This window comes from Ectobacillus polymachus (assembly GCF_048159605.1).
GTDB lineage: Bacteria > Bacillota > Bacilli > Bacillales > Bacillaceae_G > Ectobacillus > Ectobacillus polymachus.
The window spans coordinates 203438-218557 of record NZ_JBLREB010000002.1 but is presented as its reverse complement, the minus strand read 5'-3'; the positions used below and the strand labels follow the sequence as shown (position 1 = coordinate 218557).

The following is a 15120-nucleotide window of genomic DNA, read 5'->3' as shown; positions in this document are numbered from 1 at the left end:
TAAGTAGAAAAAGGAGGGTCTTATGAATCTTTCAATTGAAGATACGATTTTAGATACGATTATCCAGACCTCGAATAACAATATTACAATTACCGATGAGAACGGGGTTATTCTGTATACCAATCTTGATCACTGGGCTGTTTATGGGGTCAAAACGGATAATTATATTGGCAAATCCGTTTATACGCTTCAAGAAGAGGGGATTCTTTCTCCATCCATTACGGCCATGGTAATAAAAGAACGAAAAGCAATCCAAATTATGCAGCATACGAAGACCGGGAAAATTATTATGTCGACAGCCTATCCCATTTTCAATGATGATAAGAAGTTAATCCGCGTAATCAGCTATGCCCAAGATCAAACAGAGATTCGTAATCTTCAAGATCAATATGAACAATTAAAAAGAAAAGTAAAAGGCTACCAAACAGAGGTTGAGGAGCTTCGTGGAAAAGAAGGGATTCTCTATCGAAGTAAAGAAATGCTGCAAATCTTAAAAACGATTTATCGAGTCGCCGACACAGGTGCAACTGTATTGTTATTAGGAGAATCGGGAGTCGGAAAAAGTATGTTTGCTCGTTCCCTGCACAATCATAGTCACCGTCACAAAGAACCGTTTATTGAAGTAAATTGCAGTACCATACCCGAAAATTTATTTGAATCTGAAATGTTTGGCTATGAATCTGGCTCTTTTACAGGTGCGCAAAAGTATGGGAAGCAAGGGCTGATTGAACAAGCTCATAACGGAACTTTATTTTTAGATGAGATTGGAGAATTGCCTTTAGCTATCCAAGTAAAATTGTTAAAAGTTCTGCAAGAAAAAAAGTTTATGCGAATTGGCGGAAATAAAGAAAATCATATCGATTTTCGGCTCGTCGCAGCAACAAATCGTAATTTAGACAAAATGGTGGAAGAAGGAAAATTCCGACTTGATTTATTTTACCGATTAAATGTAATTCCAATTTTACTCCCCCCTTTACGCGAACGAAAAGAAGATATTACTTTGTTACTTAATCATTATTTAAATCGAATGAATGCGAAATACCAAAAGTTAAAAACATTCCATTCATCTACCTATGAAATTCTGATTCAATACAGCTGGCCTGGCAATGTTCGAGAATTAGAGAATTTAGTAGAACGACTCGTTTTAACAACCGAGGAATCGACCATTTATCCGCACTCCCTACCTCCTTTCATGGTCGGGAATAGATCGACTGAGAGAAAAGAAACTCCCCTTGTCATGGAGGAACCATTTTATGAAGAACACGATCTAAAGACGGTCTTAGAAAAAGTGGAACAACAGATGATTTTGAAAGCCTATAAACAATGCACATCAACGTATGAAATGGCTAAGTTTCTGGGCATTAGCCAGCCCTCTGTCGTACGCAAACTTAAAAAATATAAGGATCTAACCTAAGAAAAGCGCAAGCGCCTTGGTCAGCCCCGACAAGCAAATGTTCTCGAACATAGGAAGTCGTTCTTTGACTTCATATGTTCGGGGTTATTTGACCTCGAGGGGCTAGGCGCTGGAGCTGGACAATTAAAGTGAAACTTCCCGAAATCGGGAAGTTTTTTATGTTTATCTCCCGGATTTTATATAAGTAGCTTGACAAAAGTAAGTTACTGATATACTATAGCTTATGTAAAGTAAGTAAATAAATTTTATTAGGAGGAATTACTATTATGATGGACTTAGGACTTTTAATTATTCGTTTAATCATTGGACTTTTATTCGTTGGTCACGGGGCACAAAAATTATTCGGTTGGTTTGGCGGCTACGGCTTGAAAGGTACAGGTGGCTGGTTAGAATCAATCGGAATGAAGCCTGGCGTATTTATGGCATTTATGGCCGGAGCTTCTGAGCTTGTAGGAGGACTTCTTTTCGCTGCTGGTGTACTTACTTGGGTAGGAGCACTTCTTATTGTCGTAACGATGGTTATAGCAATCGCTACCGTACATGGTAAAAATGGTTTATGGGTTACAGCAAACGGATTTGAATACAATCTTGTTTTAATTGCAGTAGCAGTTGGTGTTGCTTTAGTTGGACCTGGTGCTTACGTTCTATAAGTAACACCCGAAAATGAAACAAGCACGGCTTCGGCCGTGCTTGTTTTTTATTTGATTCGGTTACGATTTGCCAACGAATTCTTATTGGGCTACGCCCTTCATATTCCTTGAAGTGAGAGTCTTCTGTCGTGAAATGATAAAAAAGCGAAGCCGTCCCTTCGCTTTTTTTCATAAAGGAAATAATAGCTTTAAGCCAAAGCCAATCAGGATCATTCCGCCAAGTACTTCGCCGTAGGTTCCGAACACTTTCTCTACGTGACGGCCGAGAATGAGCCCTGTCCAAGTAAGAAGCGCGCTGACGAGTCCAAAAATGACAATCGTTGCCCACGTTCGCGCTCCAAATATGCCAAGACTTAAGCCGACTGAAAAACTGTCTAAGCTGACGCCAAAGGCAAATAAACATAGGCCGAGACCCGATGTTGGTGCGGATCGTTTCTCATTCCCTCTAATTAAGGAAGAGTATACGATGTGAAAGCCAAGTCCGAGCAAAACCACGCCTCCAACAATCGTAGCCAGCGATCCAAACTTTTCCGAAAGGATACGGCCGAGACCAATCCCTAGAAGAGGCATAATGAAGTGAAATACACCAATGATCATACCTATGTTAAAGATTTGCCTCCGTTTGAGCCCGATCATCCCCATTCCTAGACTAACGGAAAAGGTATCTAGCCCAAGGGCTACTGCCATAAAGCTTAGGGTTACGAGCTCTCCGATGATATGTCCAATGTCCATATGTTCCCTCCTTGGACTTGCTACTTAAACATATGCACGTCCAAAGAAGGATAGAAGTTATTTTTACTTAAATCATTTCACTCTATTCCACGATGATTTGATGTCCAGCTGCCTTCACAAGACGATTCATAATAGCGATTCCCATCCCTTCCTTTGGAAAGGATTCACTATAAATGACGTCCACGTCTACTTCATCAAATTGGCGCAGCGTATCATATAAATGCGCTGCTACTGTTGCAAGATCTGCTCGTTTTCCGCAAGCAAGCACATAGTCTGCCCGGTAGAAGTCGGCATTTTCCTCAGTTGTTAAAATCCCTACTTTCTTACCTTGTTGCTGCGATGCCAGCTGCTCTATATAGCTGGGCGAACCTTCTACGATTGTAAGGGGAGCTTTCGGCGCATAATGCTTATATTTCATACCAGGTGCTTTCGGTTTTAGCGATTCATCCTGTAAGCCTTTATCAAGCTCTACTGGTCCGATCACTGCCTCCAATTGCTCCTTCGTCACACCGCCTGGGCGTAATATCGTAGGTACTTCGCTCGTGATGTCCAGTACAGTCGATTCAACCCCTACTCCGGTAGCTCCGCCGTCCACAATGCCGGCGATTTTCCCATTTAAATCGGCATATACATGTGAAGCTAGCGTTGGGCTCGGGCGTCCCGATACATTTGCGCTCGGTGCTGCCACCGGAACATTCGCCATCTTCAGAAGCGCACGGGCAACGGGATGATCAGGCATGCGCACAGCAACCGTGTTCAGTCCTGCGGTCACTCGCGTTGCCACGCGGTCCGAGCTTGGGAAGATGAGAGTAAGCGGACCTGGCCAAAATGTCTCCATCAGCACATGGGCAAGCGGGGAGATCGAGGATACGATCGGTGTAAGCTGCTCTGCATCTGCAATGTGGACAATTAGTGGATTGTCGCTCGGTCTTCCCTTTGCTTCAAAGATTTTTCGAACTGCCTCGTTTTTCATAGCATCTGCTCCGAGGCCATATACCGTTTCCGTCGGAAAAGCTACCACTTCTCCTTGCTGTAGAAGATTTGCGGCTTCCTGTAATTGTGGATATGTACCATCGTTTTCAACATTTTTATCCACAGTCCAAAGCTTCGTTTCCATTCCTTACCACGTCCTTTTCCTTGTGAGAACATCGTTATTTGTCTAGTTTACTACGAAAAAAACGATCTATACAAATAGGGTTTATCCACAGAATGTGAATAACCCTTATAAAATAGTGGATAACTTTGTGAATAGCTGACAATTCAAAACAATACAATCATTCCTTACATTCCTTTGAAAATGAGGTATATCAGTAATTTGCTTCGGAACCTTTTCCACAGCTTCAAAGCCAAACATGTGGAAAAGTGGCAAATCCTTATGCTTAGCTAGTACATAAACATTTGTAATTCCTCTCATTTTCAGGCGCCCCAGAAATGTTTGCAGAAATTCGAGTATGTCCAGCGGATTCATTCTTTGAGAAAGTACTAACGAACGAAGCAAGGCTTCCTCACCTGCTCTCTCATAGCCGATGGCCACCTTCATCTGCCCCTGTTCATCTTCCTCAATCATAAACTGTGAAAATAGCGTATCTACGTTTTCCGTACTAACGCCGGCCTGTCCTAAAAAAGCGAGAAGCCGCTGCAGATCATGCTCCGTCGCAAAACGCATGGCATTCACCTCCTTCTCTAACTTATGAAGGAGGTGAGAGTAGCAGAACTTATTTAGAGAATAAAGAATGAATCGCGTCTACGATGAAAAATTTTACTTCTACTTTTTTTTCAGGAGCATCTTCGACTTTTATAGACGGTGGCTGCGCAGTGTTATCAACCTGAGCCTTCTCATCGTTCGGAACAAGCTGCTCTTCTTTATGCACACGTTGTTCTTTTACCGTTGTATGAACCTGCTTACTATGTATACTTGCAGGCTTATCCACAGACTTCGTTTGAACTACCTGACCATCTTGATTTCCGTTTCCTTTATCCTCTACTTTCAGGCTAGCTGTCGTTACGTCTTGCTTACTATCTGGCTGCTCTGCTGCCTTTGCTGCTTCCTTCTGAATAGCTGTACCCGTTCCAAAGTCAAGGAAACATAGTGGAGGGAATAGAACGCACCACCAATTGGCACCTTCACCTTTTCCTAACGTAACAAGAACCGCCTCATAATCGCCAGCTGGATAAACGAAATTGCCATACACCTTTGTAGGAAAAGCGATATTCTTGCCAAACTCCACCTTATACTGTTGGTTGCTGTGCTCTTCCTGCAATACCTTCGCTACGGTTTGCTTCAGCTGCGGAATACGGCTTTGAATGATTGTACGAGCATCATCCACCGAATGTAAATCGGCAACCCACGTATCGATTTGCTCCTTCACACGATCGCGTACCTTCCGTTTTAACGCTTGATCCGCTTCACTATCACTATTTGCTAAAATGCGAAGCCTGATCGCATCCTTTGGAATAACACTTGCCTGTGCCTTCGTATATCCAAAATGCGCCATCATTTGCGCACCAATTACCAATAGAATTAAATAAGCAATAAGCTGTTTTCTCATGTTATCCACACCGTCCCTTCAGTAGTATCAGTGTGGACACATGAGCGTAATCTTAAACTATGAATCTAAAAAAATAATCACGTCTAACGTATCGCCCTGCTATATTTCAGCAATGACGATACGGTCTTTTCCGTTTATATCATAGAGAAGATGGACAGCGGCATGCGGGAACGTTTCTGTTAGCATGCGCTCGATAGCTTTACCTTGCCCAGCTCCATATTCAAAGGCAACAATGGCACGGTCCTTCAATACCTGCGGCAACTGCTCCATAAATCGGCGGTAAAAGTCTAAGCCATCCTCGCCTCCAACTAAGGCACGTGCCGGTTCATGCTCCTTCACAAGCGGTGATAGCTCCTGCCACTCCTGCACCGGAATATACGGTGGATTCGATACGACAACGTCGAGCTTCAGTCCGTTCTCGATGAAGGGACGCAGCATATCCCCCTGATAAAACGTTACATTTGCTCCAAGCTCAGCGGCATTTCGCTTCGCCACTTCAATCGACGGGGCAGCAATATCAACCGTAGCTACAGACAGATGCGGATTTTCTAGCGCTAACGTAATAGCAATCGCACCGCTCCCTGTGCCGATATCTGCCACATCTAATGATGCACCGCCAAAGGTTTTCTGTATTTGTGAAAGAACGTGGAAAACAAGCTCCTCTGTTTCCGGACGAGGAATCAGAACTTCTTCATTCACATGAAACATACGTCCATAAAAGCTCTCATATCCCGTAATATACTGGATTGGAACCCCGTCATAATGACGCTGCACGATATTACGAAACTCCGTCTGCTGCTCCTCGGTTAATTCAGCTTGCATATCCATCAGCATTCCCGTTCGGTCCGTCTTACGTACATGAAGAAGGAGAAGCTCTCCCGCATTTTCATCGCGTCCTCTTTCCCGCAAAAAAGAAGAAGCCCATTTGAGGGCTTCATACACGCGCATTATTCTGCGGCCTCCATCCTCTTGGCTTGGTCTTCCATAATTAAAGCTTCAATAAATTCATCCAATTTTCCTTGCAGAATTTGGTCTAGCTTTTGAATGGTTAAGCCAATACGGTGGTCCGTTACACGGTTTTGCGGGTAGTTATACGTACGAATACGTTCAGAGCGATCACCGGTACCAACTGCTTGCTTCCGGTTTTGATCGTACTCAGCCTGTGCTTCTTGTTGGAATTTATCGTACACCCGTGCACGTAATACTTTCATTGCTTTTTCTTTGTTTTTAATTTGTGATTTTTCATCCTGACAGGAAACAACCACTCCTGTTGGAATATGTGTTAAACGAACGGCTGACATTGTTGTATTAACACTTTGTCCCCCTGGGCCGCTTGAACAAAATGTATCAACACGAATATCTTTGTCATTAATGTCAATTTCCACTTCTTCTGCTTCCGGCAAGACAGCTACCGTTGCCGTAGAAGTATGAATACGACCGCCTGACTCCGTTTCTGGAACACGTTGAACACGGTGTGCTCCGTTTTCAAATTTCATTTTACTAAACGCGCCTTTACCGTTAATCATGAAAATGATTTCTTTAAATCCGCCTAGCTCTGTATAGTTTGCTTCAATGACATCGCATTTCCAGCCTTGCATTTCCGCATAACGGCTATACATTCGGTATAAGGTAGCTGCAAACAAGGCAGCTTCATCGCCGCCTGCTGCTCCGCGAATTTCAATAATAACGTTCTTATCATCATTTGGATCCTTCGGAATAAGAAGAATACGCAGACGTTCTGCCAACTCTTTTTCCTGTACTTCTAAAGAGGAAACTTCTTCTTTCACCATTTCACGCATGTCAGCGTCTAATTTATCCTCTAGCATTGCTTTTGCATCTGCTAATTGCTCACAGATGTCTTTATACTCACGATAGACAGTCACTGTTTCTTGAATGTCAGACTGTTCCTTTGAATACTCACGAAGCCTTTTCGGATCATTTACAATAGAAGGATCGCTCAAAAGTTCGTTGAGCTTCTCGTAACGGTGCTCTACAGCCTGTAGTCGATCTAACACGTCACTCACCTCAACATCCTAAGTTTCTAATACATAAGTATAGTCTGCAAAAAGTGTAAAAAGCAAGGTGTTACCCTTATTCTTGTGCATCAAAAACTGATTTTTTCATTTGCCTCTCTTTTTGGTACTGTATGACAATGACGACAACGTGGTTCGTATGACTCGGAAGCTCCTACTAAAATAATAGGGTCATCAAAAGAAGCGGGTTCTTCATTAATCAGACGCTGCGTTCGGCTTGCAGGCGCCCCGCACTTCGAACATACGGCCTGTAATTTTGTCACATCTTCTGCAATAGCCATTAACTGAGGAACTTGTCCAAATGGTAGACCCCGAAAATCTTGGTCTAAACCTGCGACGATCACACGAAAGCCTCGGTTTGCTAGTGTTTGCACCACTTCCACAATGTCCTCATCAAAAAACTGCACTTCATCAATTGCAATTACATCTAAATCTTCCGTTACAAGCTCATTGATTTCCTTTGAAGCTGTAATCGGAATCGCTGTAACACTTGTGCCGTTATGAGATACGACATCTTCTTTGCTATAGCGCTTATCAATGCTCGGTTTAAATACCATTACATGCTGCTTGGCAAATTGAGTTCGTTTGACGCGACGGATCAGCTCTTCTGACTTACCAGAAAACATACTGCCGCATATTACCTCAACCCAGCCTTCTCGATTCATTACGTACATAAAAAAAGCCTCCTGTTCCATGAGAAGCCGATCTTTATTTGACGGATTTCTATATTGTAACATCGCAAAAAAGCAGGCAAGCTCTGCTTGCCTGCTTTACTTACGCAATTACAATTTGTCTTATAAGAGTGTGCACTCTTTTTCGGCAAATTGTATTACTTAAGACCGTATTTCTTATTGAAGCGATCAACACGACCATCAGCAGTAGCGAATTTTTGACGTCCTGTGTAGAACGGGTGAGAATCAGAAGAGATTTCCACCTTGATCAATGGGTACGTATTGCCATCTTCCCATGCAACTGTTTCGCTAGAAGACTTTGTAGATCCGCTAAGAAACTTAAAGCCAGTGTTAATGTCCATAAACACTACCTTATTGTATTTTGGATGAATTCCTTGTTTCATTTTTACTTCATCTCCTTCCGCCCTGAATCATTCGAAACAGAGTAATATGGAATGCTAAATTAGCATAGTTTAACGATAAAACACACATGAGGAAATTATAACAGCGCAACTTGCTTTTTGCAACATTATGTTTTCCATAGTTATTTGTTATTTTATGGGGCGATTCCCATTACGAAAGGCCTATTTCGAAGCTACGGCACCTTTACGCTCAGCCATGATCATTCGAAAAAATTCTTCATTCGTTTTTGTATTGCGCAGGATACGCAAGAAGCGCTCTAAGAAATCAGGGGAGTCAGACATCGTTTTGCGAATAGACCACAATTTATCCAAACGTTCCTTCGGCAACAGAAGCTCTTCCTTACGAGTTCCTGAACGACGAATATCAATAGCTGGGAAGATCCGGCGTTCTGATAGACTGCGATCAAGATGAAGCTCCATATTGCCTGTCCCTTTAAATTCCTCATAAATGACGTCATCCATACGAGATCCTGTATCGACAAGAGCAGTAGCTAAAATGGTTAGACTGCCGCCTTCTTCGATATTTCGCGCCGCACCAAAAAATCGTTTTGGACGGTGAAAAGCAGCAGGATCAATCCCGCCAGATAACGTTCTGCCGCTTGGTGGAATGACGAGATTGTATGCACGTGCAAGACGAGTAATACTATCCATTAAGATAATAACATCCTTCTTATGCTCAACGAGACGCATAGCACGCTCTAGTACAAGCTCTGCTACCTTAATATGATTTTCTGGTACTTCATCGAAGGTAGAGCTTACCACATCTCCTGCAACAGAACGCTCGATATCTGTTACTTCTTCTGGACGTTCATCAATCAGTAGGACAATCAATTCTGCATCTGGATGATTGGTGGTAATGCTATGGGCAATTTCCTTCAATAGCATAGTTTTTCCGGCCTTTGGAGGGGCAACAATGAGACCACGTTGTCCGAAGCCAACGGGAGCGAGAATATCCATAATACGTGTTGAAAGATTAGTTGGCTCTGTTTCCAATACCATTTGACGATTCGGATACAGAGGAGTTAGTGCAGGAAAATGCACACGTTCTTTCGCTGATTCAGGGTCATCGCCATTCACAGCCTCTACTTGCAGCAAACCGAAATATCGTTCATTTTCCTTAGGCGGACGAACCTTCCCAGATACTTTATCTCCATTACGTAAATCAAATCTACGAATTTGCGAAGCAGAAATGTAGATATCTTCTGAACTTGGGGAGTAATTGATTGGACGTAAAAAACCAAAACCCTCGGATTGAATAATTTCTAAGACGCCTTCCATAAAGAAGAAGCCTTCTTTTTCTGCCTGCGCTTTCAGAATGGCAAACACTAACTCTCGTTTCGTCAGCTTGCTGTAATAGGAAATTTTAAATTCCTTTGCATGTTCGTATAATTCTTTTAATTTCATGTTTTCTAATGCTGAGATTGTTAAACTCATCGAGACACCACGCTTTAATTTTTACTTTTTAATTGGATAAATAGGGATTGTAACGGAAGGTATTATGAAAGAGTACGTGCAAGTAGAATTATATTCACTATTGTAACCTCTTTTTTCCGCATTTAATCAGTTGTTATTGCTAAAGCTATATTATGGGAAAATACTATCAAAATAGGCCTTGGAGAAGATCAAACAAACACGCTCTGTATTTGAATGTATATGGATACATAATGTATTGTCAATGAAAAGTTAAAATTTTTGTACATAATCACGAAGAGCGGGAGAGACATTCTTCATAGTGGGTAACACCCCTTAAAACATTCTATTTTAAGGGGTGCCATTTAGCCCAAAACTTTCGTTTCTATTATTTAATTACTAGATTTGGTTTCTTTTGCAAGCTATGACGACCATCAACAAAACGAACTGTACCTGATTGCGCTCTCATAACTAATGATTGTGTCGTACCGAATTTCCCTTTGAATTGAACGCCTTTTAGAAGCTCGCCGTCTGTTACACCTGTTGCAGCGAAAATAGCATCGTCACCGCGTACAAGGTCTTCCATACGCAAGATACGATTTATATCTTCAATGCCCATTTTTTTGCAGCGAACGAGTTCTTCTTCACTTTGTGGAAGAAGCTTTCCTTGCAGTTCTCCGCCTAAGCATTTTAATGCTACAGCTGCAATAACTCCCTCTGGTGCACCACCAGAACCGAAGAGAATATCGACACCTGTATGATCAAAAGCAGTATTGATAGCACCTGCTACATCACCGTTATCAATTAGCTTAATACGAGCGCCTGCTTGACGAATTTCTTCGATAATTTTTGCATGGCGATCACGGTATAAAATTGTTGCTACTACGTCTTCGATATCTTTCCCCTTTGCCTTTGCCACAGCACGTAAGTTATCGATAACCGGAGCATCTATATCAACTTTTCCAACCGCTTCTGGACCTACTGCAATTTTATCCATGTACATATCTGGCGCATGCAATAAATTCCCATGGTCTGCAACGGCTAATACTGCTAATGCGTTCCAGCCACCTGAGGAAACGATATTTGTACCTTCTAGAGGATCAACAGCTACGTCAACACGTGGACCATATCCTGTCCCAAGCTTTTCTCCAATGTAAAGCATAGGAGCCTCGTCCATTTCCCCTTCACCGATTACAACAGTTCCCTTCATTGGAATTGTGTCAAACACATTGCGCATGGCTGTTGTTGCAGCATCATCTGCCTCAACCTTTACGCCACGTCCCATCCAACGAGCAGCAGATAAAGCTGCTGCTTCTGTTACACGAACTAATTCCATGGATAAACTTCTTTCCACAATAATTCCTCTCCTTTTAGCCCTTTAATTACGAGTTTTGTATTTGCTCAATTTCCTGCTCTGACATTTGTTCCCGCCAAATGTGTGCGCCAAGACCTCGTAGCTTGTCAACTAAATCTTCATATCCCCTATCAATATGTTCCAAACCAGTTACTTCTGTCATTCCCTCAGCTAGTAAACCGGCAATGACAAGTGCAGCGCCTGCGCGAAGATCACTTGCCTTAACCTTTGCACCCTGCAGGTCTACAGGGCCTGTTATGATAGCTGAGCGGCTTTCTACCTTGATGCTTGCATTCATACGACGCAGTTCATCAATGTGTTTGAATCTAGCGCTATAAATGGTATCGGTTACAACGCCTGTCCCGTTCGCCTTCGTAAGAAGCACGGTGAAAGGCTGCTGCAAATCTGTTGCAAATCCTGGGTATACAAGCGTCTTTACATCGACTGTTTTCAAGCCATTCCCACCTGTAACCATGATTTGGTCGTCGTTTATTTCAATACGGACGCCCACTTCACGAAGTTTTGCCGTAACAGATTCTAAATGCTGCGGAATTACATTTTCAATCATAATTTTATCACCGACAGCAGCAGCTAGAATCATATACGTCCCTGCTTCAATACGGTCAGGTATAATCGTATGATTACAGCCGTGCAAAGAATCAACACCATCAATGCGAATGACATCGGTTCCTGCACCTTTAATGCGCGCTCCCATACTTGTTAAAAGCGTAGCAACGTCAATGATTTCCGGCTCCTTCGCCGCATTTTCAATAACCGTTCTACCCTTTGCACGAACAGCAGCTAGCATAATATTAATTGTAGCACCAACACTTACCACATCCAAGTATATCCGGGCACCTCTTAGCTCTTCGGCACGAAGATAGATGGCGCCTTGCTCGTTGGTCACATGGGCTCCTAGCGCTTCAAACCCTTTAATATGTTGATCAATGGGACGCGGTCCTAGATGACAGCCGCCAGGAAGACCAATGACCGCTTTCTTAAAGCGACCGAGCATGGCTCCCATTAAATAGTAGGAGGCACGCAATTTTTTTACTTTTCCATTTGGCAATGGCATATCTACCATACGAGACGGATCCACGGTCATTTCTTGTTCGTTATAGGTCACATTCCCACCAATTTCTGTGAGTAAATCGCCTAACATTTTTACGTCAGAAATATTGGGTACTCCTCCGATTGTAACAGGGGAATCTGCAAGAATGGTTGCAGGGATTAACGCAACTGCACTATTCTTTGCGCCGCTTACTCGTATTGTACCGTTTAAACGCCTTCCGCCTTCAATGAGTAACTTTTCCATTTCGCGCTCCATTCTTGTGAATTTCACATTCTACTTCTTCTTATTTCGATTATACGCTAAAGAGTAAAGAGGTGTCCCTACCATTGGATTAGCCGTGGTCAATCTTTGTATGAGGCAGCTAGCTAAGCTACCCCACCGTTACTTTGTTTTCTCTTCCAACCGTTAAATGAAAGAACTACTGATAACGGGATAAAAGCTATTTCTAGCGATTATTCCAATCTTTTAAGAACTGTTCAATTCCTTTGTCTGTTAACGGATGCTTCATTAATTGATGAAAAACTTTGTACGGAATTGTGGCAATATGCGCTCCTCGAAGAGCAGCTTCGGTCACATGAACCGGGTGACGAACGGATGCAGCTATAATTTGTGTGCGAATATCATGCTGCAAGAAGATTGCTGCAATCGTTTCAACAAGCTCAAGTCCATCGTGTCCGATATCATCTAATCGGCCTAAAAATGGTGATACATAAGTAGCTCCTGCTCGGGCAGCTAAGAGCGCTTGATTGGCGTTGAAAATAAGCGTAACATTCGTTTGAATACCAAGATCACTTAGCGCCTTTACTGCTTTTAATGCATCTGGTGTCATTGGAACCTTTACGGTAATATTCGGTGCGATCGCTGCAAGCTCTTTGCCTTCTGCAATCATTTCTTCAGCTGTTAAACCAATTACTTCTGCACTAACGGATCCTGTAACAATAGAGGTAATCTCCCGTAATCTGTCATGAAAGGATACCCCTTTTTCCTTTGCCACTAAGCTAGGGTTTGTCGTTACTCCGGCAATAATCCCCATGCCGTTAATTTCTTTAATTTCTTCTACATTTGCCGTATCAATGAAAAACTTCATTTATACTAGTCCTCCGTTTCAACTGTGAAATGATATTAGTTTTCTTTCGATGTCGATTCTTGACGCACCTTACCTAATAGTGTCAATTGTTGACGCTTTCATTATACAACGAAAGGAAACCGTCTAAAAGGGTAGACGGTTTCCAAACATAAATTTTTCTAGAAAAATGATTCCGCTCTTGCTCTTATGTCATACTTATGTCAATGTACAAAAGCAATAGAGTCTGACTTAGCAAGACGTAACATTATTAAGCTTTGCCGTTAGAACCGAATTCGCGAATTTTACCAACTACAGTTGCTTTGATTGCTTCGCGTCCTGGTCCCATAAATTTACGTGGATCGTAAACTTCTGTATCTTTCGCTAACACTTCACGAACAACCTTAGTAAATACAATTTGGTTTTCAGTGTTTACGTTGATTTTAGAAGTACCTAAAGAAATTGATTTTTTGATATCTTTTTCAGGGATACCAGTACCACCGTGAAGTACTAATGGTACTCCAGTTGCGTCACGAACTTCTGCCATTTCTTTAAAGCCAAGGTTTGGTTCACCTTTGTAAGGACCGTGAACAGAACCAAGAGCTGGAGCTAGGCAGTCAATACCTGTACGTTTTACAAGCTCTGCACATTCTTTAGGATCTGCATAGATTACGCCGTCAGCGACAACATCATCTTCTTGTCCGCCAACTGTACCTAATTCAGCTTCTACGGATATGCCGCGAGCATGTGCATATTCAACTACTTTAGTAGTTGTTGCGATGTTTTCTTCAAAAGGATGATGAGAAGCATCGATCATAACAGATGTGAAACCTGCATCGATACATTCTTTACATTTTTCAAAGCTTGAACCGTGGTCTAAGTGGATAGCTACAGGAACAGTAATTTTCAAATCTTCCATTAAGCCTTTAACCATCATAACTATTGTTTTAAAACCGCTCATGTGACGAGCAGCGCCTTCAGATACACCAAGGATAACTGGGGACTTCTCTTGTTCTGCAGCAGCTAAAATAGCTTGTGTCCATTCCAAGTTGTTAATGTTGAATTGACCTACTGCATACTTACCTTCTAATGCTTTTGTTAGCATTTCTTTCATAGAAACTAAAGGCATATTGAATCCTCCTAGAAGTTTTTTTGTCCAAAATATTCAATCTTAGCTTGAACCAGATACGCAAAAATATGTATCTAACTGAAAGGACATCTTACACTCCATAGGATACCAACTTGTCTTAGAAAACTCAACAGCTTTCCCCTTGTGCACGCCTGATGTAAACGCTTTTTTGAAATATTTTTTCTAAAATTGTCACACTAAGCGCTTACACTAATTTGTTGACGAACTGCATTTCGTAACTCATCAATATCGAAAGGTTTTGCAAAGTGCATTAAAGCCCCTAGCTGCTTCGCCTCTTGAATCATATCCAGCTCTCCATAAGCTGTCATTAAAATCACTTTAATCGATTTATCTATTTGTTTCACACGTTTTAAAATTTCAATACCATCCATACCAGGAATTTTCATATCTAAGATGATCAAATCCGGTTTATCATTCACCACAATATCAATTGCTTGAAACCCGTTCGCCGCTTGAAACGTTTGGTACCCTTCCTTTTGAAATACCTCGTTAAGCAAGATTCGAATCCCGTACTGATCATCCACAATTAAGATCTTCCCGCTCATTCTCCCCAACCTCTCAATTTGTAAGTTTTCTACTTTTTTACTTTATCACCTAATT

General features: G+C 42.0%; 16 protein-coding genes. 2 read left to right on the top strand and 14 right to left on the bottom strand.

Going from position 1 to position 15120, the window contains the following annotated elements; translation table 11 throughout:
- Positions 1 to 22 precede the first annotated feature (22 nt).
- Positions 23 to 1414, top strand: coding sequence for a sigma-54 interaction domain-containing protein (locus tag ACM5BR_RS11645; RefSeq protein ID WP_416828081.1), 1392 nt, complete (start codon positions 23 to 25; stop codon positions 1412 to 1414).
- Positions 1415 to 1680: 266 nt separating this feature from the next.
- Positions 1681 to 2064, top strand: coding sequence for a DoxX family protein (locus ACM5BR_RS11640; protein WP_416828079.1), 384 nt, complete (start codon positions 1681 to 1683; stop codon positions 2062 to 2064).
- A 168-nt stretch (positions 2065 to 2232) separates the two neighbouring features.
- On the opposite strand, the gene ACM5BR_RS11635 is transcribed toward ACM5BR_RS11640, so the two are convergent.
- The 14 genes from ACM5BR_RS11635 to ACM5BR_RS11570 all read right to left on the bottom strand — a co-directional run bounded on the left by ACM5BR_RS11635 (position 2233) and on the right by ACM5BR_RS11570 (position 15065).
- Positions 2233 to 2796: a manganese efflux pump MntP gene (locus ACM5BR_RS11635; RefSeq protein ID WP_416828078.1), complete on the bottom strand. Its 564-nt coding sequence runs from the start codon at positions 2794 to 2796 to the stop codon at positions 2233 to 2235.
- Between the two features lie 82 nt (positions 2797 to 2878).
- Positions 2879 to 3913, bottom strand: a complete 1035-nt coding sequence (locus tag ACM5BR_RS11630) for an L-threonylcarbamoyladenylate synthase (RefSeq protein ID WP_416828077.1) — start codon at positions 3911 to 3913, stop codon at positions 2879 to 2881.
- Between the two features lie 105 nt (positions 3914 to 4018).
- Positions 4019 to 4462, bottom strand: coding sequence for a mechanosensitive ion channel protein (locus ACM5BR_RS11625; RefSeq protein WP_416828076.1), 444 nt, complete (start codon positions 4460 to 4462; stop codon positions 4019 to 4021).
- A gap of 49 nt (positions 4463 to 4511) precedes the next feature.
- Positions 4512 to 5345 carry a stage II sporulation protein R gene (spoIIR, locus tag ACM5BR_RS11620; RefSeq protein ID WP_416828589.1) on the bottom strand — a complete coding sequence of 278 codons (834 nt, stop codon included), beginning with the start codon at positions 5343 to 5345 and terminating at the stop codon, positions 4512 to 4514.
- Between the two features lie 99 nt (positions 5346 to 5444).
- Positions 5445 to 6293 (bottom strand): peptide chain release factor N(5)-glutamine methyltransferase, encoded by an 849-nt coding sequence (gene prmC, locus ACM5BR_RS11615; RefSeq protein ID WP_416828075.1) that lies wholly within the window; start codon positions 6291 to 6293, stop codon positions 5445 to 5447.
- Positions 6293 to 7360 (bottom strand): peptide chain release factor 1, encoded by a 1068-nt coding sequence (prfA, locus tag ACM5BR_RS11610; protein ID WP_416828588.1) that lies wholly within the window; start codon positions 7358 to 7360, stop codon positions 6293 to 6295. Before prfA ends, prmC begins: the two co-directional genes overlap by 1 nt.
- 89 nt (positions 7361 to 7449) lie before the next feature.
- Positions 7450 to 8052: a thymidine kinase gene (locus tag ACM5BR_RS11605; RefSeq protein WP_416828074.1), complete on the bottom strand. Its 603-nt coding sequence runs from the start codon at positions 8050 to 8052 to the stop codon at positions 7450 to 7452.
- A 155-nt stretch (positions 8053 to 8207) separates the two neighbouring features.
- Positions 8208 to 8453 (bottom strand): type B 50S ribosomal protein L31, encoded by a 246-nt coding sequence (locus ACM5BR_RS11600; RefSeq protein ID WP_416828072.1) that lies wholly within the window; start codon positions 8451 to 8453, stop codon positions 8208 to 8210.
- A gap of 180 nt (positions 8454 to 8633) precedes the next feature.
- Positions 8634 to 9905: a transcription termination factor Rho gene (rho, locus tag ACM5BR_RS11595; RefSeq protein ID WP_416828071.1), complete on the bottom strand. Its 1272-nt coding sequence runs from the start codon at positions 9903 to 9905 to the stop codon at positions 8634 to 8636.
- 364 nt (positions 9906 to 10269) lie between these two features.
- The gene (gene glpX, locus ACM5BR_RS11590) at positions 10270 to 11235 is read right to left on the bottom strand and encodes a class II fructose-bisphosphatase (RefSeq protein ID WP_416828069.1); all 966 of its coding nucleotides are present in this window, start codon (positions 11233 to 11235) and stop codon (positions 10270 to 10272) included.
- A 28-nt stretch (positions 11236 to 11263) separates the two neighbouring features.
- The gene (locus tag ACM5BR_RS11585) at positions 11264 to 12550 is read right to left on the bottom strand and encodes a UDP-N-acetylglucosamine 1-carboxyvinyltransferase (RefSeq protein WP_416828067.1); all 1287 of its coding nucleotides are present in this window, start codon (positions 12548 to 12550) and stop codon (positions 11264 to 11266) included.
- A gap of 202 nt (positions 12551 to 12752) precedes the next feature.
- On the bottom strand, positions 12753 to 13394 hold the full coding sequence (gene fsa / locus ACM5BR_RS11580) for a fructose-6-phosphate aldolase (protein WP_416828066.1): 642 nt from the start codon (positions 13392 to 13394) through the stop codon (positions 12753 to 12755).
- A gap of 247 nt (positions 13395 to 13641) precedes the next feature.
- Positions 13642 to 14499, bottom strand: a complete 858-nt coding sequence (locus tag ACM5BR_RS11575) for a class II fructose-bisphosphate aldolase (RefSeq protein WP_416828065.1) — start codon at positions 14497 to 14499, stop codon at positions 13642 to 13644.
- Positions 14500 to 14696: 197 nt separating this feature from the next.
- Positions 14697 to 15065: a response regulator gene (locus ACM5BR_RS11570; RefSeq protein WP_416828064.1), complete on the bottom strand. Its 369-nt coding sequence runs from the start codon at positions 15063 to 15065 to the stop codon at positions 14697 to 14699.
- Between the last annotated feature and the right edge of the window lie 55 nt (positions 15066 to 15120).

What these genes read in the sequence shown, in the direction of transcription:
- ACM5BR_RS11570 (WP_416828064.1), bottom strand. Translation starts at nt 15,065, where the DNA reads ATGAGCGGGAAGATCTTAATTGTGGATGATCAGTACGGGATTCGAATC.
- ACM5BR_RS11635 (WP_416828078.1), bottom strand. Translation starts at nt 2,796, where the DNA reads ATGGACATTGGACATATCATCGGAGAGCTCGTAACCCTAAGCTTTATG.
- ACM5BR_RS11645 (WP_416828081.1), top strand. Translation starts at nt 23, where the DNA reads ATGAATCTTTCAATTGAAGATACGATTTTAGATACGATTATCCAGACC.
- ACM5BR_RS11585 (WP_416828067.1), bottom strand. Translation starts at nt 12,550, where the DNA reads ATGGAAAAGTTACTCATTGAAGGCGGAAGGCGTTTAAACGGTACAATA.
- prmC (WP_416828075.1), bottom strand. Translation starts at nt 6,293, where the DNA reads ATGCGCGTGTATGAAGCCCTCAAATGGGCTTCTTCTTTTTTGCGGGAA.
- ACM5BR_RS11605 (WP_416828074.1), bottom strand. Translation starts at nt 8,052, where the DNA reads ATGTACGTAATGAATCGAGAAGGCTGGGTTGAGGTAATATGCGGCAGT.
- fsa (WP_416828066.1), bottom strand. Translation starts at nt 13,394, where the DNA reads ATGAAGTTTTTCATTGATACGGCAAATGTAGAAGAAATTAAAGAAATT.
- ACM5BR_RS11640 (WP_416828079.1), top strand. Translation starts at nt 1,681, where the DNA reads ATGATGGACTTAGGACTTTTAATTATTCGTTTAATCATTGGACTTTTA.
- ACM5BR_RS11600 (WP_416828072.1), bottom strand. Translation starts at nt 8,453, where the DNA reads ATGAAACAAGGAATTCATCCAAAATACAATAAGGTAGTGTTTATGGAC.
- rho (WP_416828071.1), bottom strand. Translation starts at nt 9,905, where the DNA reads ATGAGTTTAACAATCTCAGCATTAGAAAACATGAAATTAAAAGAATTA.
- ACM5BR_RS11575 (WP_416828065.1), bottom strand. Translation starts at nt 14,499, where the DNA reads ATGCCTTTAGTTTCTATGAAAGAAATGCTAACAAAAGCATTAGAAGGT.
- spoIIR (WP_416828589.1), bottom strand. Translation starts at nt 5,345, where the DNA reads ATGAGAAAACAGCTTATTGCTTATTTAATTCTATTGGTAATTGGTGCG.
- ACM5BR_RS11625 (WP_416828076.1), bottom strand. Translation starts at nt 4,462, where the DNA reads ATGCGTTTTGCGACGGAGCATGATCTGCAGCGGCTTCTCGCTTTTTTA.
- ACM5BR_RS11630 (WP_416828077.1), bottom strand. Translation starts at nt 3,913, where the DNA reads ATGGAAACGAAGCTTTGGACTGTGGATAAAAATGTTGAAAACGATGGT.